This is a genomic window from Streptomyces sp. NPDC057280, from assembly GCF_042668605.1.
Taxonomy (GTDB): domain Bacteria; phylum Actinomycetota; class Actinomycetes; order Streptomycetales; family Streptomycetaceae; genus Streptomyces.
The window spans coordinates 166,019-184,515 of sequence record NZ_JBHUYR010000014.1 but is presented as its reverse complement, the minus strand read 5'-3'; the positions used below and the strand labels follow the sequence as shown (position 1 = coordinate 184,515).

At 71.8% G+C, this 18,497-nt stretch carries 16 protein-coding genes; 5 read left to right on the top strand and 11 right to left on the bottom strand.

Annotated elements, in window-relative coordinates; translation table 11 throughout:
• Positions 1-537 precede the first annotated feature (537 nt).
• The gene (gene trpS / locus ACFUO4_RS42715) at positions 538-1,557 is read left to right on the top strand and encodes a tryptophan--tRNA ligase (protein WP_383495871.1); all 1,020 of its coding nucleotides are present in this window, start codon (positions 538-540) and stop codon (positions 1,555-1,557) included.
• Between the two features lie 54 nt (positions 1,558-1,611).
• Here trpS and proC read toward each other — a convergent pair whose 3' ends face one another.
• From proC to ACFUO4_RS42700, 3 genes are all read right to left on the bottom strand, one after another.
• Positions 1,612-2,421 (bottom strand): pyrroline-5-carboxylate reductase, encoded by an 810-nt coding sequence (proC, locus tag ACFUO4_RS42710; protein ID WP_383495868.1) that lies wholly within the window; start codon positions 2,419-2,421, stop codon positions 1,612-1,614.
• Positions 2,422-2,563: 142 nt separating this feature from the next.
• On the bottom strand, positions 2,564-3,352 hold the full coding sequence (locus ACFUO4_RS42705) for an ABC transporter permease (protein WP_383495864.1): 789 nt from the start codon (positions 3,350-3,352) through the stop codon (positions 2,564-2,566).
• Complete coding sequence (locus tag ACFUO4_RS42700; RefSeq protein WP_079309663.1) at positions 3,349-4,140, bottom strand: ABC transporter ATP-binding protein; 792 nt, start codon at positions 4,138-4,140, stop codon at positions 3,349-3,351. Before ACFUO4_RS42700 ends, ACFUO4_RS42705 begins: the two co-directional genes overlap by 4 nt.
• Before the next feature lie 272 nt (positions 4,141-4,412).
• Here ACFUO4_RS42700 and ACFUO4_RS42695 point away from each other — a divergent pair, with 272 nt between their 5' ends.
• A complete protein-coding gene (locus tag ACFUO4_RS42695; RefSeq protein WP_383495861.1) occupies positions 4,413-5,855 on the top strand; it encodes a SulP family inorganic anion transporter in 1,443 nt (480 codons plus the stop codon).
• Here ACFUO4_RS42695 and ACFUO4_RS42690 read toward each other — a convergent pair.
• From ACFUO4_RS42690 to ACFUO4_RS42680, 3 genes are all read right to left on the bottom strand, one after another.
• A complete protein-coding gene (locus ACFUO4_RS42690; protein ID WP_383495858.1) occupies positions 5,819-6,586 on the bottom strand; it encodes a class I SAM-dependent methyltransferase in 768 nt (255 codons plus the stop codon). The two genes, ACFUO4_RS42695 and ACFUO4_RS42690, sit on opposite strands and share 37 nt — an antisense overlap.
• An 85-nt stretch (positions 6,587-6,671) precedes the next feature.
• Positions 6,672-7,175, bottom strand: coding sequence for an EamA/RhaT family transporter (locus tag ACFUO4_RS42685; protein WP_383495855.1), 504 nt, complete (start codon positions 7,173-7,175; stop codon positions 6,672-6,674).
• Between the two features lie 116 nt (positions 7,176-7,291).
• Positions 7,292-7,621, bottom strand: a complete 330-nt coding sequence (locus tag ACFUO4_RS42680; RefSeq protein ID WP_079309667.1) for an SH3 domain-containing protein — start codon at positions 7,619-7,621, stop codon at positions 7,292-7,294.
• A 181-nt stretch (positions 7,622-7,802) separates the two neighbouring features.
• On the opposite strand from ACFUO4_RS42680, the gene ACFUO4_RS42675 reads away from it, so the two are divergent.
• Positions 7,803-9,938 (top strand): serine/threonine-protein kinase, encoded by a 2,136-nt coding sequence (locus ACFUO4_RS42675; protein WP_383495851.1) that lies wholly within the window; start codon positions 7,803-7,805, stop codon positions 9,936-9,938.
• Positions 9,939-10,100: 162 nt separating this feature from the next.
• Here ACFUO4_RS42675 and ilvD read toward each other — a convergent pair whose 3' ends face one another.
• The 4 genes from ilvD to ACFUO4_RS42655 all read right to left on the bottom strand — a co-directional run bounded on the left by ilvD (position 10,101) and on the right by ACFUO4_RS42655 (position 14,507).
• A complete protein-coding gene (ilvD, locus tag ACFUO4_RS42670) occupies positions 10,101-11,954 on the bottom strand; it encodes a dihydroxy-acid dehydratase (RefSeq protein ID WP_079309668.1) in 1,854 nt (617 codons plus the stop codon).
• 110 nt (positions 11,955-12,064) lie between these two features.
• Positions 12,065-12,673: a TetR family transcriptional regulator gene (locus tag ACFUO4_RS42665; RefSeq protein WP_383495848.1), complete on the bottom strand. Its 609-nt coding sequence runs from the start codon at positions 12,671-12,673 to the stop codon at positions 12,065-12,067.
• Entirely contained in the window at positions 12,670-13,497 is an 828-nt protein-coding gene (locus ACFUO4_RS42660; RefSeq protein WP_079309670.1) for a sugar phosphate isomerase/epimerase, read from the bottom strand. The genes ACFUO4_RS42665 and ACFUO4_RS42660 overlap by 4 nt, the downstream gene beginning before the upstream one ends.
• A gap of 77 nt (positions 13,498-13,574) precedes the next feature.
• The gene (locus ACFUO4_RS42655; protein ID WP_383495845.1) at positions 13,575-14,507 is read right to left on the bottom strand and encodes a Ppx/GppA family phosphatase; all 933 of its coding nucleotides are present in this window, start codon (positions 14,505-14,507) and stop codon (positions 13,575-13,577) included.
• A 215-nt stretch (positions 14,508-14,722) separates the two neighbouring features.
• On the opposite strand from ACFUO4_RS42655, the gene ACFUO4_RS42650 reads away from it, so the two are divergent.
• Complete coding sequence (locus ACFUO4_RS42650) at positions 14,723-15,517, top strand: hypothetical protein (RefSeq protein WP_383495892.1); 795 nt, start codon at positions 14,723-14,725, stop codon at positions 15,515-15,517.
• Positions 15,518-15,812: 295 nt separating this feature from the next.
• Here ACFUO4_RS42650 and ACFUO4_RS42645 read toward each other — a convergent pair whose 3' ends face one another.
• Positions 15,813-17,513, bottom strand: coding sequence for a hypothetical protein (locus ACFUO4_RS42645; protein ID WP_383495842.1), 1,701 nt, complete (start codon positions 17,511-17,513; stop codon positions 15,813-15,815).
• A gap of 250 nt (positions 17,514-17,763) precedes the next feature.
• Between ACFUO4_RS42645 and ACFUO4_RS42640 the strand changes: the two genes are divergently transcribed.
• The gene (locus ACFUO4_RS42640) at positions 17,764-18,474 is read left to right on the top strand and encodes a hypothetical protein (RefSeq protein ID WP_128112190.1); all 711 of its coding nucleotides are present in this window, start codon (positions 17,764-17,766) and stop codon (positions 18,472-18,474) included.
• Positions 18,475-18,497 lie beyond the last annotated feature (23 nt).

Genomic DNA, 18,497 nt, shown 5'->3' with positions numbered 1-18,497 from the left:
CAGGTTTCCGCTTTCGCGTTTCCCTTTCCGGCGGTTCCGACTCTATCAGATCCTTTCGGGCCTGACTCCCAGTCAGAGGGGCTTGCCTTCCCGGCCGTTGGGCCGTTCCGACGAGTGAGACTTTAGCGGATTCCCGGCCCCCGAGCTAATCGGGGTCCGCGCCCTTTCGAACGTGGATTCCTCATTTCGCAAATACGCATGGCGATACGCACGACAACGGATCGTCGATTGTTTGCTGGTACCTGCGGGATGGCTGTCCGGGGACCGACCGGAGTCGGCTCTCACGTCGGACAACTCGGAGAACAGTACGGACCGGGTCTGGGTGTGTCAACTCTGCTCCGGAGGAGACCCTCCCGGCGTACTCTGGGACGCATGACGACGCGTACGTACACCCAGCTGTGGTGGGCCGCCTGACGGCGGCCGGACTACGTATGCACTCAACGGCCGCCGCCTCGGCGGCCGTTCTCGTATCTCCCTCCAGAGCTCCAGGGGGACGGCCCGCAGGAGCGGCGGTCCCGACCAGGAGGTGGAGTAGGGATGATGCGGGTCTTCAGTGGGGTCAAGCCGACCGGGCATCTGACGCTGGGGAACTACCTGGGAGCCATGCGGCGGTGGGCCGCGGTGGATCAGCATCAGGCTGACGCGCTCTTCTGTGTCGTGGACCTGCACGCGCTGACCGTGGACCACGATCCGGCGCGGGTGCGACGACTCAGTCGGCAGGCGGCGACGCTGTTGCTTGCGGCCGGGCTCGATCCGGAGCTGTGCACCGTGTTCGTACAGAGTCATGTCGATGAGCACGCGCGGCTGTCCTACGTGCTGGAGTGCGTGGCCACCGACGGCGAGATGCGGCGGATGATCCAGTACAAGGAGAAGGCCGCGCGGGAGCGGGCGCGTGGTGGGAGTGTGCGGCTGTCGCTGCTGACGTATCCCGTGCTGATGGCGGCGGACATCCTGGCGTATCAGACGGACGAGGTGCCGGTCGGGGACGACCAGACGCAGCATGTGGAGCTGGCGCGGGACATCGCGGTGCGGTTCAACCAGCGGTACGGCCATACGTTCGTGGTGCCCCGGGCCACGCGTCCCGGTGTGGCGGCCCGGGTCATGAACCTTCAGGATCCGGTGTCGAAGATGGGGAAGAGCGACGACGTCGGGCCGGGGATCGTCTATCTGCTGGACGAGCCGGACGTGGTGCGGAAGAAGGTCATGCGGGCGGTCACCGACAGCGGGTCCGAGGTCGTGTACGACCGGGAGGCGCGGCCGGGGGTGGCGAATCTGCTGGAGATCCTCGCGGCCTGCTCGGGTGGGAACCCCGAGGAGCTGGGCGGTGTATATGAGTCGTACGGCGCCTTGAAGAAGGACACCGCGGAGGCCGTGACGGAGGTTCTGAGGCCCGTGCAGGAGAGGCACAAGGAGTTGTGCGCGGATCCTGGTTATGTGGAGGGGGTGCTGCGGGATGGTGCGGAGAAGGCTCGGGCGATGGCCCGGCCGACCGTGGATGCCGCGTATCGGGCGATCGGGTTGCTGCCGGCGGCTGCCGATATCGGCGTGAGCGTATAGGGGTGCGCTGCGCCGCCCCTCCCTCGGGTTGCGGGGGTGGGGCGGCCGACGGTGTCAGTTGTTGCCGGAGGCCAGTTCGCGGCTGCGGTCGCGGGCGGCTTCTAGGGCGGCGATGAGGGCTGCTCGTACGCCGTGGTTCTCGAGCTCGCGGATGGCGTTGATCGTCGTGCCCGCGGGGGACGTGACGTTCTCGCGGAGCTTGACGGGGTGCTCTCCGCTGTCGCGGAGCATCGTGGCGGCGCCGATCGCGGACTGGACGATGAGGTCGTGGGCCTTGTCGCGGGGCAGGCCGAGCAGGATGCCGGCGTCCGTCATGGCTTCGACCAGGTAGAAGAAGTACGCCGGGCCGGAGCCGGAGAGGGCGGTGCAGGCGTCCTGCTGGGACTCGGGGACGCGGAGCGTCTTGCCGACGGCGCCGAAGATCTCCTCGGCGTGCGCGAGGTGGTCGGCGGTGGCGTGGCTGCCGGCGGAGATGACGGACATGGCCTCGTCGACGAGGGCGGGGGTGTTCGTCATGACGCGGACGACCGGGGTGCCCGCGGCGAGGCGCTCCTCGAAGAAGGAGGTGGGGATGCCCGCGGCGCCGCTGATGATCAGGCGGTCGGCGGGGACGTGCGGGGCGAGCTCGGTGAGGAGGGTGCCCATGTCCTGCGGCTTGACCGTGAGGATCAGGGTGTCGGCGGTCTTGGCGGCCTCGGCGTTGGTGACCGGGGTGACGCCGTAGCGCGCCTGGAGTTCCTCGGCTCGCTCCTGTCGGCGGGCGGTGACGAGGAGGTCGGCCGGGGCCCAGCCGCCTCGGATCATTCCGCTGAGCAGGGCTTCGCCGATCTTGCCGGTGCCGAGGACTGCGACTTTCTGGGTCATGGCTGCGGGTGCCCTCCGGGGGTTGCGTCGTCCGGGGTTCATCCTCGCACCGGGGGTCGGGGTGCGGCTCGGTTGTCCGGTGGGCGGGATGTCCGGGCGGACGGCCGGGCGGGGCGGAGTGTGGGCGTGGGCACCCGTGCGGCTACTCGGTCCTGCGCCTGAGGGTCGCGGCGCCGAGGCCGAGGACCAGCAGGGCGCAACCGGCCACGATCAGGGCGTCGCGGACGAAGGTGGCGGTCATGTCGGTGTGCTTGAGGACCTCGTTCATGCCGTCGACCGCGTAGGACATGGGGAGGACGTTGGAGATGGCCTCCAGGACGGGGTGCATGTTGTCGCGGGGTGTGAACAGGCCGCAGAGGAGGAGCTGGGGGAAGATCACGGCCGGCATGAACTGGACGGCCTGGAACTCGGAGGCGGCGAAGGCCGAGACGAAGAGGCCGAGGGCGGTGCCGAGGAGGGCGTCGAGCAGGGCGACCAGGAGCAGCAGCCAGGGGCTGCCGGTGACGTCGAGGCCGAGGCCCCAGAGGGCGAGGGCGGTGGCGAGGGCGGACTGGATGATCGCGAGGGTGCCGAAGGCGAGGGCGTAGCCGGCGATGAGGTCGCCTTTGCCCAGCGGCATGGCGAGGAGGCGTTCGAGGGTGCCGGAGGTGCGTTCGCGGAGGGTGGCGATGGAGGTGACCAGGAACATCGTGATCAGCGGGAAGATCCCGAGGAGGGAGGCGCCGATGTTGTCGAAGGTCTGCGGGCTGCCGTCGAAGACGTAGCGCAGCAGGAACAGCATCACGCAGGGCACCAGGATCATCAGCGCGATCGAGCGCGGGTCGTGGCGGAGCTGGCGCAGGACGCGGGCGGCGGTGGCGAGGGTGCGGGAGGCGTTGAGGGGGCTGGTCGGGGCCGGGGCGAGCGGCGGGGTGGTGGTCGTGGTGCTCATCGGGTCGTCTCCTTCTTGCGTCCGGCCGCGACGGCCTCGTCCACGAGGTGCAGGAATGCGTCTTCTACGGTCTCGGAGCCGGTGCGGGTGCGCAGGGCGTCCGGGGTGTCGTCGGCGAGGATCTCGCCCTCGCGCATGAGGAGGAGGCGGTGGCAGCGCTCGGCCTCGTCCATGACGTGGGAGGAGATGAGGAGGGTGGCGCCGCGTTGGGCGGCGATGTCGTGGAAGAGGGTCCACAGGTCGCGGCGCAGGACGGGGTCCAGGCCGACCGTCGGCTCGTCCAGGACGAGGAGTTCGGGTGCGCCGAGGAGGGCCACGGCCAGGGAGACGCGGCTGCGCTGGCCGCCGGAGAGGTTCCCTGCGAGGGCGTCGGCGCGGCTGGTGAGGTCGACGTCCTCGATGACTCGGGTGACGTCGGAGTGGCGGCGTTCGGCGGCGGCGCGGCCGGGGGTGAGGATCGCGGCGAAGTAGTCGAGGTTCTGGCGGACGGTCAGGTCGTCGTAGACGGAGGGGGCTTGGGTGACGTAGCCGATGCGGGTGCGCAGGGTGGGGTGTCCGGCGGGGCGGCCGAGTACGTCGAGGGTTCCGGTGACCTTGGCCTGGGTGCCGACGACGGACCGCATGAGGGTGGATTTGCCGCAGCCGGAGGGGCCGAGCAGTCCGGTGATCTGGCCGCGGGGGACGGTGAAGTCGAGGCCGCGCAGGACGGTTCGGGGGCCGCGGACGACGGTGAGGCCTGCGGCGTGGACGGCGGGGGTGTCGGGAGGCCCCTCTGAATAATTCATCATGCGATGAATAATGCTCTCGTGGACGGGGGCCGTCAAGCGGCGCGCGTGCGGCGTGATCGGTGGCGCAGGCGCGTGACGGTGTGACCGGAGGCAGGTGGGCCGGTCCTGGTCCGGCCCTTGCGCCTCGAGAGCCCCCTGCGGCCCGCCGGAACGGACTGCGCGATCAACTCCCTTTCCTGACAATGGGTTTCAGTGCCGCGTACTCCCCCGACGCGGCACGCCCACGCATCTCCCGTAGCTCCCATGGCTTCGTCACCGGAGGTGCTCCTGTCATGCGTGTACTGCGCGCTCGCGTACGCAAGGCCGATCTGTTCGCGTCCCTCGTCGTGTTTCTCGTGGCGCTGCCGCTGTGTGTTGGGGTCGCCATCGCCTCCGGTGTGCCGGCCGAGCTGGGGCTGGTGACCGGGATCGTCGGCGGGCTGGTCGCCGGGGCGCTGCCGGGCAGCAGCCTCCAGGTGAGCGGGCCGGCGGCGGGGCTCACGGTGCTGGTCCACGAGGCCGTGCACCGGTACGGCGTCGGGGCGCTCGGGGTGCTGGTGTTCGGGGCCGGGCTGGTGCAGCTCGGGCTCGGGGTGCTGCGGCTGGGGCGGTGGTTCAGGGCCGTGTCCGTGGCGGTCGTGCAGGGGATGCTCTGCGGGATCGGGCTCGTCCTGGTGGCCGGTCAGGTGTATGCGCTGGGCGACGCGACGGCCCCGGGCGGCGGGTTGGGCAAGCTCACCGGGCTGGTGTCGTTGCCGTCGCTGCTGGACCCGGTGGCGTTGTCAGTGGGGGGTGCCACTATGGCCGTACTGCTGCTGTGGCCGCGATGGAAGCGCGGGGCTCGCCTGGTGCCCGCGCCGCTGGTCGCGGTCGGCCTCGCGGCGGCGGTGACCGGGGTGTTCGGCCTTCAGGTGCGGCGGGTCGAAGTGCACGGACTGCTGGACGCCGTACGGCTGCCGGAGGCCGCGGATGTCGGGCGGCTGACGGAAGTGGGCGTGCTGGGGACGGTCGCCGCGTTCGCGTTGATCGCGTCGGCGGAGTCCCTGTTCAGCGCGGCGGCGGTGGACCGGCTGCATGACGGGCGGCGTACGGACTACGACCGTGAGCTGATCGCGCAGGGCGCGGGCAACGCGGTGTGCGGGGTGCTCGGGGCGCTGCCGATGACCGCGGTGATCGTGCGGAGCGCGGCGAACGTCCAAGCGGGGGCGCAGACCAAGGCCTCCCGGGTGCTGCACGGGGTGTGGCTGCTGTTGTTCACGGTGGTCGTGCCCGGGGTGCTCGGGGTGATTCCGGTGGCGGCGCTGGCCGCGCTGCTGGTGCACGCCGGGTGCAAGCTCGTGCCGGTGCGGGAGGTGCGGGTGTTGTGGCGCGGGCATCGCGGGGAGGTGGTCGTGCTGGTGGTGACGGCGACGGCGATCGTCGTGGGGAACTTGTTCGAGGGGGTGTTGGTGGGGTTGGCGCTGGCGGTGGCGAAGACCGCGTGGGATGCCAGCCATGTGCATGTGGAGACCGAGGACCGGGGTGAGGCGGGGCTCGTCGTCAGGGTGCTGGGGCATGCGACGTTCCTGCGGCTGCCCAAGCTGCTGGACGCGCTGGAGGCGTTGCCGCGTGACCGGGAGGTGCGGCTGGAGCTGGGCGGGCTGCGGCATCTGGACCATGCGTGCGCGGCGGCCCTGGAGGGGTGGGCCGCCGGGCGGGGTCAGGCGTTGAGGGCGACCAGCAGCCTCACGTCGTAGGTGACCTCGACGATTCCGTCCGGGAAGGCCTGAAGCAGATGCCGGCGCTCCTCGGTGAGGAAGGCCGTGGTGTGTTCCTTGTCGGCGACCAGGAAGATCGAGTGGCTGCCGAGGTTGGCGAGGTGGATGTCGACGGGGACGCGGCGGCTCCAGCGGACCGTGCGCTGACGGAAGTCGAGCCGGCCGGAGGGGTCGATGACCCGGGCGTTGACGTTCCGCTGCTCGGCGGGGACGTCAACGGCGAAGTGGCGCTCCATCCGTCGCGCGGCGTCGGCGAGCCAGGACACGTCCAGGGCGTCGGTGTTCCACCACAGCGCGAGCGCGCCGCCCGGCCGCAGCACCCGGAGGGCCTCCGGGACGGCCAGGGCGGGGTCGGTCCAGTGCCAGGCCTGGGCATAGGTGACGAGGTCGACGGAGGAGTCGGCCAGCGGCAGGGTGTTGCCGTCGCCGCGCACGATCGGTAGGTCGGGGTGGCCGCGGCGGAACTGGGCGGCCATGCCGTCGCCGGGTTCGACGGCGATGACGTCGGCGCCGCGGGCGTGCAGGAGGGCGGTGGCGATCCCGGTGCCGGCGCCCACGTCCGCGACGCGGGCGCCGGTGAGGGGCCGGCCCGCGAGGTCCTCGACGGCGTCGAAGAGGGCGGGCGGATAGGAGGGGCGGTTCGCCGCGTACTGGGCTGCGGCGGCGTTGAAGGACTGGGCACGGGCGCTGTGCGAGGAGGCCGTGGTCATACGGCCATGGTGGCGGAGGTGGGTGCAGGGTGCAGTGAGTTTTTGGTGAGAGGGGATGCGGCGCCCGGCGCTGTGCCCTTGCCGCTCAGGAGCGGCGGCGCTTCTTCGACGGGTTGCCGGAGCGGCGGGTGGTGCGCTTCTCGTGCTGCTTGAGGGCGGCCTCGTACTCCTCGCGGTGGAGCTTCTCGCCGGGGGCCTCGGTGAGGGAGCGGAAGAAGTAGGCGAGGAGGGAGCCGACGAAGCCGATGGCGAGCAGGCCGCGCAGGGAGGCCTGGCGGTCGGGGTCGGGGCGCTTGGTGAAGCCGTCCCAGGTGTGCCGGAAGGCGAGGGCGCTGCAGATCGCGAACATCACGACCATGAGGAGGGTGACGAAGCTGCCGATGTCGGCGATCGCGAGGCCTTCGTAGGCGAAGCGGAGCACCAGGCAGGAGGCGACGGCCGCGGCGAGGGAGCCGACGGCGGCGCCGACACGGCGGGCCGTGTAGCCGTTGGTGTGGTCGACCCAGGTCGTGCCGAAGAAGCGGATGGGTTCCGGGCGGGGCCCGGTCACCGGGTCCGCGCTGTCCTGGGGGCCGTGTTCGTCGCTCACGCGTCGATTATGGCCGGGGACGGGCGCGGGCCCGGCGGAGGGCTCAGCGGCGTCCGGTCGTACGGCCGTCGCTGCCCGCCCCCCGTCAGGTGTCCGAGCCGCAGATCTGACGAGGGTCAGACCGAGCAGCGCGGACGGATGTAGCCGTCGCTGCCAGTGTTCACGTACGCGTCCGAGACGTACTTGCCGTTGGCGATGGAGTCCCAGATGTTGCTCGTGCCGTACGGGCCCGAGACGGTGGTGCCGGGCGTTTGGCACAGGATCGCGACCCTGGCGCCCTCGGGCAGCACGTCCACGATGGAGTAGGTGGTGCCCGGCCCGCTGCGGACGTTGAGCCGCACCCCGGGCGCAACCGAGTAGTAGCGCACGGTCGTTGCCGATTCCGTCGCCGTCACGGCGATCCCGTGCTCGGCGCCCTCGACCTCTTCGACACGCTCGACCGACATGAAAAGCCTCCCCCGTTGAGTCCCACGCTTCCCGTGGGCCCCTTTGATTCCCCCACGACACGTCTCGAAACAGACGTGCGCGACTCGAACACAAACGCTAGCAAGCCGCCTCTGTCTCGTACGAGTCATCGACTAGGCTCCGTGCGTCGCGCACGCGGACGAACAGCACGGGGGTGGTCCCATGGCGCCACAGCAGAACACCGGAGCGGGCGCGGAAGCGGAACTTCCCGAGTACGCCGGTCACTACCGCCTGGAAGCACGTCTGGGGTCCGGCGGCATGGGTGTCGTGCATCGTGCGCGCAGTGCCTCCGGGATGACCCTCGCGGTGAAGGTCGTACACGCCGAGTTCGCCAGGGACCCCGAGTTCAGGGGTCGTTTCCGGCAGGAGATCTCCGCGGCGCGCAGGGTCAGCGGAGCGTTCACCGCACCCGTCGTCGACGCCGACCCGGAGGCCGAACGGCCCTGGATGGCCACGCTGTTCATACCGGGTCCGACCCTCGCCGACGAGGTCAAGCGGAACGGTCCCATGCCGACGGCCCAGTTGCGCCGGCTGATGGCGGGGCTGGCCGAGGCGCTGCGCGACATCCACCGGGTCGGCGTCGTCCACCGAGATCTCAAGCCGAGCAACGTGCTGCTCGCCGAGGACGGGCCCAAGGTCATCGACTTCGGCATTTCCCGGCCGAAGGACAGCGAACTGCGCACCGAGACGGGGAAGTTGATCGGCACCCCGCCTTTCATGGCGCCCGAGCAGTTCCGGCGACCGCGGGCCGTCGGCCCCGCGGCCGACATCTTCGCGCTGGGCTCCGTGATGGTGCACGCGGCCACGGGGCGGGGGCCGTTCGACTCCGACAGCCCGTATGTCGTCGCCTACCAGGTCGTGCACGACGAGCCCGACCTGACCGGCGTACCGGAGAACCTCGCGGCGCTGGTGGAGCGCTGTCTGGCCAAGGAACCCGAGGACCGGCCCACCCCCGACGAGTTGATGCGGGAGCTGCGGTCGGTCGCCGCCTCGTACGACACCCAGACGTTCATCCCCGCCCAGCGCACCGGCGAGACCCACGGGCCGGAACCGCGCCCCGCGGGGCCGGAGGGACCGCGGCGCGGAGGGCGGCCCGCCGAGCTGGAGAAACCGCGGCGCGGATGGCGGCCGGGCAGGGGGGCGGTGATCGGGGCCGGGGCGCTGGGCCTGGCCGCGCTCGCCACCCTGGCGTCCGTGCAGCTCGTCGGCGACGGGGGCGCGAGCCCGCGGAGCAGTGCGGCGCCGGCCACGTCCGCCGGGTTCGGCCCGTGGACCACCCGGCCGGCGGGCACGGAAGGCGGTCTGCCCCGATGCTCGTTCGGCGGCGGGCGGTTGCTGTGTGCGCAGCGCGGACTGGTCGCGGCCCTCGATCCGGTCGACGGTCATGTGCTGTGGCGCCACGCGCTCGGCAACGGCGGCTCCCCCAGTGAGCCGCCGGTCTTCTCGGGCGGCCTGGCGCATGTGGTGACGGACTCGGGCCGGCGGCTGCTCGCGCTCGATCCGGCGACGGGCGCCACCCGCTGGAAGCTCGACCTGTCCGCGTACCGGGGCTTCGCCCACGCGCGCGGAACGCTGCTGCTGACCGGCACCGACGGCACGGCCACCGGTGTCGACAGCACGACGGGCGAGGTGAAATGGCACAAGCGCCTGCCCGGTTCGGCCAACTCCGGCTTCGCGTCGTTCCCCGACAGCCCCTGGGCCTACCGCACGGGCACATCCGCGGACGGAACCAGCACACGCGTGACGAGAGTGGACCCGGCCTCGGGCGAGGTGCGGCGGGACGACCGGCTGGCGGGGGCGCTGCGCCCCGTCGGCGTCTCGGACGGCGGCGTCGTCTTCCTGGCCGACGGCGGCAGTTACGGCGAGACGAGCGCCGTGGTCCGTTACGACCCGGAGTCCGGGGCGACGCGGCGCGTGCCGCTGGGCGTGCCCGTGGACCAGGCGCAGGCCACCGTACGCGGCGACCGCGTGTGGCTGCTGGGCACGGGCGGCTCGCTGGTCGCGGTCGACATGACCGCGAAGAAACGGCTGTGGTCGCTGGAGACGGGTGTGAGCCAGGGTTCGGCACCGGTGGACGACGGCCACCGGGTGTACGTCACGGCCCCCGACGGACGGCTGCTCGCCGTGTCCGCCGCCGGCGGCAGGCTGCTCGGGCAGACCCCGCCGCGCCTCGGCCCGCACGCGGACCAGGTGGCGTCCTCCCTGCCGGTGCCCGTCCTCGCCGACGGTCACGCCTACGCCACCGCCCCCGACGGCACCGTCTTCGCCGTCGACGCGCGTGACCCGGCGGCCTGGTAGCAGCGGCGGAGAAGGCCGCCCACGAAAGAAGCAGGCCGACAGGGAAAAGGCAGCCCGCGAAACAGGTGGCCCCACAGCGGAAAGGCCGTCCACGAAAGAGGCGGCCCGACAACGGGAAAGGGCCGCCCCTCGCAGGAGAGGCGGCCCCGTGGGGCAGAACGTTCAGCCCAGCTTCGACACGTCCCGGACCGCGCCCTTGTCCGCGCTCGTCGCCATCGCGGCGTACGCCTTCAGCGCGGCGGAGACCTTGCGCTCGCGGTTCTTCGGGGCGTACGCCCCGCCCAGCGCCTGCTCGCGACGGGTCAGTTCGGCGTCGTCGACCAGGAGGTCGATCGTGCGGTTCGGGATGTCGATGCGGATGCGGTCGCCGTCCTCGACGAGGGCGATCGTGCCGCCCGCGGCGGCCTCTGGGGAGGCGTGGCCGATCGACAGGCCCGAGGTGCCGCCGGAGAAGCGGCCGTCGGTGACGAGCGCGCAGGCCTTGCCGAGGCCACGGCCCTTCAGGTACGAGGTCGGGTAGAGCATCTCCTGCATGCCCGGGCCGCCCTTGGGGCCCTCGTAGCGGATGACCACCACGTCGCCCTCCTTGATCTCCTTCAGGAGGATCTTCTGGACGGCTTCCTCCTGGGACTCGCAGACGACCGCCGGGCCCTCGAAGGTCCAGATCGACTCGTCGACGCCCGCCGTCTTCACGACGCAGCCGTCGACCGCGAGGTTGCCCTTGAGGACCGCCAGTCCGCCGTCCTTGGAGTACGCGTGCTCGGCGGACCGGATGCAGCCGCCCTCCGCGTCCTCGTCGAGGGCCTCCCAGCGCTCCGACTGGGAGAAGGCCTCGGCGGAGCGGACGCAGCCCGGGGCCGCGTGCCACAGTTCCACCGCCTCGGCGGACGGGGAGCCGCCGCGGACGTCCCAGGTCTTCAGCCAGTCGGCGAGGGAGGGGCTGTGGACGGAGTGGACGTCCTCGTTGAGCAGGCCCGCGCGGTGCAGTTCGCCGAGCAGCGCCGGGATGCCGCCCGCGCGGTGCACGTCCTCCATGTAGTACGTGCGGTTCTTCGCGACGTTGGGGGCGACCTTCGCGAGGCAGGGGACCCGGCGGGAGACCGCGTCGATCTCGGCGAGGCCGAACGGGACGCCCGCCTCCTGGGCGGCGGCCAGCAGGTGCAGGATCGTGTTGGTCGAGCCGCCCATGGCGATGTCGAGCGCCATCGCGTTCTCGAAGGCCGCGAAGGAGGCGATCGAGCGCGGCAGGACCGTCTCGTCGTCCTGCTCGTAGTAGCGCCGGGTGATGTCCATGACCGTGCGGGCGGCGTCCTCGTACAGACCCTTACGAGCCGTGTGCGTGGCCAGGACCGAGCCGTTGCCGGGGAGCGAGAGGCCGATGGCCTCCGTCAGGCAGTTCATCGAGTTGGCGGTGAACATGCCGGAACAGGAGCCGCAGGTCGGACAGGCGTTCTCCTCGATACGGAGGATGTCCTCGTCCGAGATCTTGTCGTTCACGGCGTCGGAGATCGCGTCGACCAGGTCGAGCGTGCGGACCGTGCCGTCCACGAGGGTGGCGCGGCCGGACTCCATGGGGCCGCCTGAGACGAAGACCGTCGGGATGTTCAGCCGCAGGGCCGCGTTGAGCATGCCCGGCGTGATCTTGTCGCAGTTGGAGATGCAGATCAGGGCGTCGGCGCAGTGGGCCTCGACCATGTACTCGACCGAGTCCGCGATCAGGTCGCGGGAGGGGAGGGAGTACAGCATGCCGCCGTGGCCCATCGCGATGCCGTCGTCGACGGCGATGGTGTTGAACTCGCGCGGGATGCCGCCCGCCTCGCGGATCGCCTCGGAGACGATCCGGCCGACCGGCTGGAGGTGGGTGTGGCCCGGCACGAACTCGGTGAAGGAGTTCGCGACGGCGATGATCGGCTTGCGGCCGATGTCCGCGCCGGGTACACCGGAGGCGCGCATAAGGGCGCGGGCGCCCGCCATGTTGCGGCCGTGGGTGACTGTGCGGGACCTCAGCTCGGGCATCGTCGCTCGCTCCTTCTGACAGTTGTGGCTGCTATCGAGCGTACGCCGGTCATCCAGGGGGCGGACAGCTTGTCCGGAATGCGGGACACACGTCTCAAGAGACACAGGTCTCAGGGCCCCGTCAGATGCCCCTGCACCACCCGCGCCACCCGCGCGATGATCTGCTCCGGGTCCGCCGACGCCAGCGGCTCCACCTTGATCACGTACCGCAGCATCGCGATCCCGACCAGCTGCGCGGCCGCCAGCTCGGCGCGCAGTTCCGCGTCCGGCGCGTCGAGCTCACCGGCGATCCGGCGCAGCAGCTGCGCGGAGACGAGGCGGCGGAAGACGGTGGCCGCGGCCTCGTTGTTCACCGCCGAGCGGACGATCGCGAGCAGCGGCTTACGGGTCACCGGGTTGTCCCAGAGCCCGAAGATGAGCCGGGTCATCCGCTCGCCGACGTCCTCCACCGGCCCTTCCAGCGCCGTGTCCCGCACGATCAGTGCCGGCGCGAAGGCCACCTCCACGGCCGCCTCGAAGACCTGCTCCTTGGTGCCGAAGTAGTGGTGGACCAGGGCCGAGTCGACCCCGGCGGCCTTCGCGATGCCGCGCACCGACGTCTTCTCGTACCCCCGCTCGGAGAACTCCTCGCGGGCGGCGGCCAGGATCCGGTCGCGGGTGTCGGCCGCTTCCGTACGAGGAGGCCGGCCCCGCCTGCGCGCGGTGACACCGTCGGTCACGGCAGCCTCTGCGCCTTCACGGCCGACGCCAGATGGAGCCGGGTGAACGCCAGCGCCTCCGCGAGGTCGGCCTCCCGTTCGGCGCCGGACATCGCGCGCCGGGTGTTGACCTCGATGACGACATGACCGTCGAAGCCGCTCAGGGCGAGACGTTCCAGCAGCTCGGCGCAGGGCTGGTTGCCGCGGCCCGGGACGAGGTGCTCGTCCTTCGCGGAGCCGCGGCCGTCGGCGAGGTGGACGTGCCCGAGGCGGTCGCCCATGCGGTCGACCATCTCCATCGCGTCGATGCGGGCCGTCGCGGAATGGCTGAGGTCGATCGTGAAGTGCCGGTAGTCCTCTTTGGTGACGTCCCAGTCGGGGGCGTACGCGAGCATCTCGCGGTCGCGGTAGCGCCAGGGGTACATGTTCTCGACGGCGAACCGTACGTCCGTCTCGTTCGCCATCCGCCAGATCCCCTCGACGAAGTCGCGGGCGTACTGGCGCTGCCAGCGGAACGGGGGATGGACGACGACGGTGCTCGCGCCGAGCTTCTCGGCGGCGTGCTGGGCGCGCTGGAGCTTGACCCAGGGGTCCGTCGACCACACGCGCTGCGTGATGAGCAGGCAGGGGGCGTGCACGGCGAGGATCGGGATCTGGTGGTAGTCGCTCAGTCTGCGCAGGGCTTCCATGTCCTGGCTGACGGGGTCGGTCCACACCATGACCTCGACGCCGTCGTAGCCGAGGCGTGCGGCGATCTCGAAGGCCGTCGCCGTGGACTCCGGGTACACGGAGGCCGTGGAGAGCGCCACCTTCGCGTCCGGGATCCGTACGACTGGTTCTGCCACGTGGGTCAGCCTAAAGGGTTGGGCCGGGTGGATGCGGGGTGCCTATTCGCCGTTGTGGGGTTTGCCACGGGCGGGCGTCACACGGAGCCCATGTGATCAAGTCGCCGTAGGATCACGCCTTCTCGCAGCGCCCACGGGCAGATCTCCAGGCTCTCCACCCCGAACAGGTCCATCGCGCCCTCCGCCACCAGCGCCCCCGCGAGCAGCTGGCCGGCCCGGCCCTCCGAGACCCCCGGGAGTTCGGACCGCTGTGCCACCGTCATCCCCGCCAGCTGCGGCACCCATGCCTCCAGGGACTCCCGCTTCAGCTCGCGCTGGACGTAGAGGCCCTCGGCGGAGCGGGCGGCGCCGGCCAGGCGGGCCAGCTGCTTGAAGGTCTTGGAGGTGGCGACGACGTGGTCGGGGGCGCCGAAGCGGCTGAACTCGCCGACCGTGCGGGCGATCTGGGCGCGGACATGACGTCGCAGGGCCCTTATCGCCTCCGGGTCCGGCGGGTCGCCCGGCAGCCAGCCCGCGGTGAGGCGGCCCGCGCCGAGCGGCAGTGAGACCGCCGCGTCGGGCTCCTCGTCTATGCCGTACGCGATCTCCAGGCTGCCGCCGCCGATGTCGAGGACGAGCAGCTTCCCGGCCGACCAGCCGAACCAGCGGCGGGCCGCGAGGAAGGTGAGGCGGGCCTCTTCGGCGCCGGTGAGGACCTGGAGCTCGACGCCGGTCTCGGCCTGCACGCGCGCGAGGACGTCGTCGGCGTTGCTGGCCTCGCGCACGGCGGAGGTGGCGAACGGCAGGAGGTCCTCGACGCCCTTGTCCTCGGCGGCCTGGAGGGCCTCCTTGACGACCGCGATCAGCTTCTCGACCCCTTCGGGGCTGACGGCCCCGGCCTCGTCGAGGAGTTGGGCGAGGCGCAGCTCCACCTTGTGCGAGTGCGCGGGCAGCGGGCGCGCGCCAGGGTGTGCATCCACCACCAGGAGATGCACCGTGTTCGATCCCACGTCGAGGACACCGAGTCTCATGTACGGAACGCTACTGCCAGCCAGGCAGTGCGCCGTCCCCGGAGCCGTCCTGGGCGACTTACCCTGGACGCGTGCCAAAGACCAAAAAGGCGAAGAATGAGCAGGCCGCCACTGCCTCCGGCGCTTCTTCGCAGGCGAAGTCGCAGGTGAGGTCGTCGGCGAAGTCACCGGCGGAGTCGTCGGCAGCGCCGGCGGACTCCCAGAAGTCACAGCTGATGACCGAGGTGAAGTCGCCGAAGATGTCGAAGAAGGCCCGGGCAGCGGACGAGAAGGGGCTCGACTTCGCGCGCGCGTGGGTGGAGTTCCCGGATCCGGCGGACGACGAGCAGGTCTTCCGGTGCGATCTGACATGGCTGACCTCTCGCTGGAACTGCATCTTCGGCAGCGGCTGCCAGGGCATCCAGGCGGGCCGCGCGGACGACGGGTGCTGCACGCTGGGCGCCCACTTCTCCGACGAGGACGACGAGCAGCGGGTGGCCGGGCATGTGGCCAGGCTCACTCCGGAGATCTGGCAGTTCCACGACGAGGGCCGGGAACACGGCTGGATCTCGGAGGACGAGGACGGCGACCGGCAGACCCGCCCCTACCAGGGCTCCTGCATCTTCCAGAACCGTCCCGGCTTCGCCGGTGGCGCGGGCTGCTCGCTGCACATCCTGGCCATAAAGGAGGGCCGCGAGCCGCTGGAGACCAAGCCGGACGTCTGCTGGCAGCTTCCGGCACGGCGGACGTACGAGTGGATCGACCGGCCCGACGACACCCGGGTGCTTCAGGTGTCGATCGGTGAGTACGACCGGCGCGGCTGGGGTCCGGGCGGCCATGACCTGCACTGGTGGTGCACGTCGGCCACCTCGGCGCACGGCGCGGGCGACCCGGTCTACGTCTCCTACGGCCCGGAGCTGACCGAACTGATGGGCAAGGCGGGCTACGACCGCCTGGTCGAGCTGTGCGAGGAGCGACTGGCCTCGCAACTGCCCCTGCTGGCACCGCATCCGGCGGATCCGGCGCGCTGACCGACCCGCCGGCGACCGGCCCACGACCTGGCCCGTCGGCGACGGTCCAACGACCTGGCCCGGCGGCTGGTGCACGACCCGGTCCATCGGCGACCGGGCCAGGAGCCAGTCCATCGGCAACCGGGCCACGATCCGGCCCATAGGCGACCGGGCCAGGAGCCAGTCCATCGGTGACCGGTCTACCGGTCTACGGCCCAGGCCTTCGGCGCCCAGGCCACGACCCAACCCATCGGCAACCCGGCCAAGATCCAGTCCCTTGACGGCCGGTCTACGACCCAGTCCATCGGTGACCGAGCTACGACGTCGACGGGCTCGGGTCGCCGCTGTCGCTGGGCGGCGGTGAGCTCGCCGGGTCCGACGGGGTCGGGTCGGTCGGGCTCGGGTCGGGCGACGAGGGCGGTGGGTCGCTCGGCGTCGGGTCCGTGGGGGCTGATGTGGTGGGTGTCGGGTCGGGGTCGTCGGACGAGGGCGGCGGGCTCGCGGGGCTGCCGGGGTCGGTCGGGGTGGGGGCGGTGCCGTAGCCCCCGATGGAGACGACGGCGCCGGCCGGTGACACGGCCACCCGCGCGCTCCAGTAGCCGGACGGCTCGCGCAGATGGTCCACGTACACCTTGATCGTCAACGACTCGCCGGGGGCGAGGGTTCCCGCGGACTGGCTGAGGTAGAGCCAGGAGGCACCGGTGGTCGCGGACCAGCGGACCGGGGTCTCGCCGGTCGCGGTGAGGGTGATCAGCGTGGTGTCGCCGCTGTTGCCGGCCGCCACCTCCAGATGGCCGGCGCCCTTCTTGCCGGCACCCGCGACGCTGATGACCTCCACGGACACGTCGGGTCGGTTGCCCTTGGCGAAGCGGTCGCCGGGCTGGGTGCTGGCGTTGCCCGCGTTCTCGTAGCCGTCGCCGACCGCCTCGCCGTCCAGGCCGTCGGGGCCGCGTGCCTCGCTGGCGGAGGCCGAGCGGCCCTCGGCGCCCTCGCCGGTGGGGGTGCCTCGGTAGGCGGCCCAGAGCGCCAGGACCGGGGCCGCGACGACGGTGGCGACGACGGTCGTGGTGACGGCACGCGCGCGGAGGCGGTCGCGGCGGGCCGCGCGGTCCTTGGGGTCCATCGGGAAGCCGCGCCGGTCGAAGCGCGGTGCGGCGGCGCCCCGCGCGCGTGGGAAGTGCGCCATGGCGACGTGCAGGGTCGCGCGGGGCGCCTCCAGGACGGGCAGCTCCGAGGGGGTGACGCTCGCGCCGGGCCACCGGCCGGAGATCGCGCGCTCGGCGGTACGGCGGCAGCGCGGGCAGTCGTCGACGTGCCGGACCAGCTCACGGCGTACGGCTGTGCTGAGCACCAGCTGGTGGTCGCCGGTGAGGCGGGCCACGCCCGGGCAGGTGCCGGTCTCCACGACGGCCAGGGCCGCGCGGGTGCGCTCGACCTCGCAGGCGGCGGCCGAGAGCAGTTCACGGGCGGCGGCGAGGTCCATGCCGAGGACGGCGGCGACCTCGTGGGCGGCGAGGTGGTGGCGTACGGCGAGTTCGAGGGCCTCGCGCTGCTCCGGGGTGGTGCCGGCGGCCTCCGGCCAGGCGAGCAGGGCGAGTTCACGCCGACGCTCCTCCTGGACCTCCTCGGAGACGGGCGGGGCGGCCTTCCGGTCGGCGGTGCTGCGGTCGCCGGCGTGGCGGCCCGCCGCGTGGGTGGCCTGACGTTTCTGCTTGGCCTCGGCCAGCTTGCGCAGACAGGCCCAGCGGGCGAGGGCGTAGAGCCAGGCCCGGCGGTCGCCCGCCGCGTCCGGGCCGCGGCGCTTCTCGGCGAGCGCGAGGACGTCACCGAGCGCGGCGGTGGCCGCGTCGTGGTCGCACAGCACCGACAGGCAGTAGGTGAACAGGCCGTCCAGGTACGGTTCGTAGCGCGCGGGTGGCCGCTGCGCCAGCGTGCGCGCGGCACCGCGATCGCGCGCCTCCCGTTGCGCCCGATGTGCGCCGGTGGTGCGGGTCGAGGTCTCCGGACTGCTGCTCATCACCCGTGGACGGTAGGACGCGGGCGATCGCCCCTTCTTCCACCTTGAGCACTTTTACTCCGTACGGGTGAAACGATCCCTCATAAGGGGACAGGAACGCTTCGTTCCGTGGCTTGTTCCTGACAGCGGTGGCCGGTTACCGACGGCGCGCACCGCCCGGGGGCCGGTGCGCCGCACTGAGTGTGATGCACGCCATCTTCTGAGTAGTCGTACTCATGTCCGGTCTCTTGCGAGCTCACAGACTTCCGGCATGAGACGAATTTCCCTGATGCCGGTCGCGGCACTGACCGCGCTGTGCGGGCTCGCGCTCGCGGGCTGCGGCACCGAACGGGCGGCGGACGCCTCCGCGCGGACCGAGGTCGACCACGTCCGGCCCGGTTCCTCCGCTTCCGCCACGCCCCGGCGCGACGCTGCCTCCACGCCCAGGCCCGACCCGGCCGACGACGAGTCCGGCGACTCCGAGTTCCTCGCGTTCATGATGCTCCTCAACACGGTCGCCGAACCGTGCCTGCCGGAGCTTCCGACCGCGGTGCCCCCGGAGGAGTCGGAAGCCATGGACGAGATTCCCTCCGACGCGCCCCGCCCCGACGAGCTGCCGCTCCCCGACGAGCCGCCGCCCACGAGCGAGCCGCGAGACCCCGAGGAGGCCTTCCAGGAGATCGAGCTGAGCTCCGTGGAGAAGTGCGACGCCGAGCAGCACGTCCGCCGCATCACCAAGGCCCTCGCCGCCGGCAGCGCCCACCCGGCGCCGGAGGACGTCGACACGGTCCTGCGCGGGCTCGGTTACCTCCAGGAGCGCATCGACGGGCCGCAACGCGCGCGTGGGGGTGTCGAGTTCACGCTCGACCTGCGGGTGATGGGCGGCTCGCTGTGCCTGTCCGGCACCACGACGGGCACGAGGACCACGATCGAGCCGTACGGCGCCGACGTGGAGGTCGCCTGCACGGAGGTACGGAGGTGAGGCGCGGAAACTGAGCCGCGGCG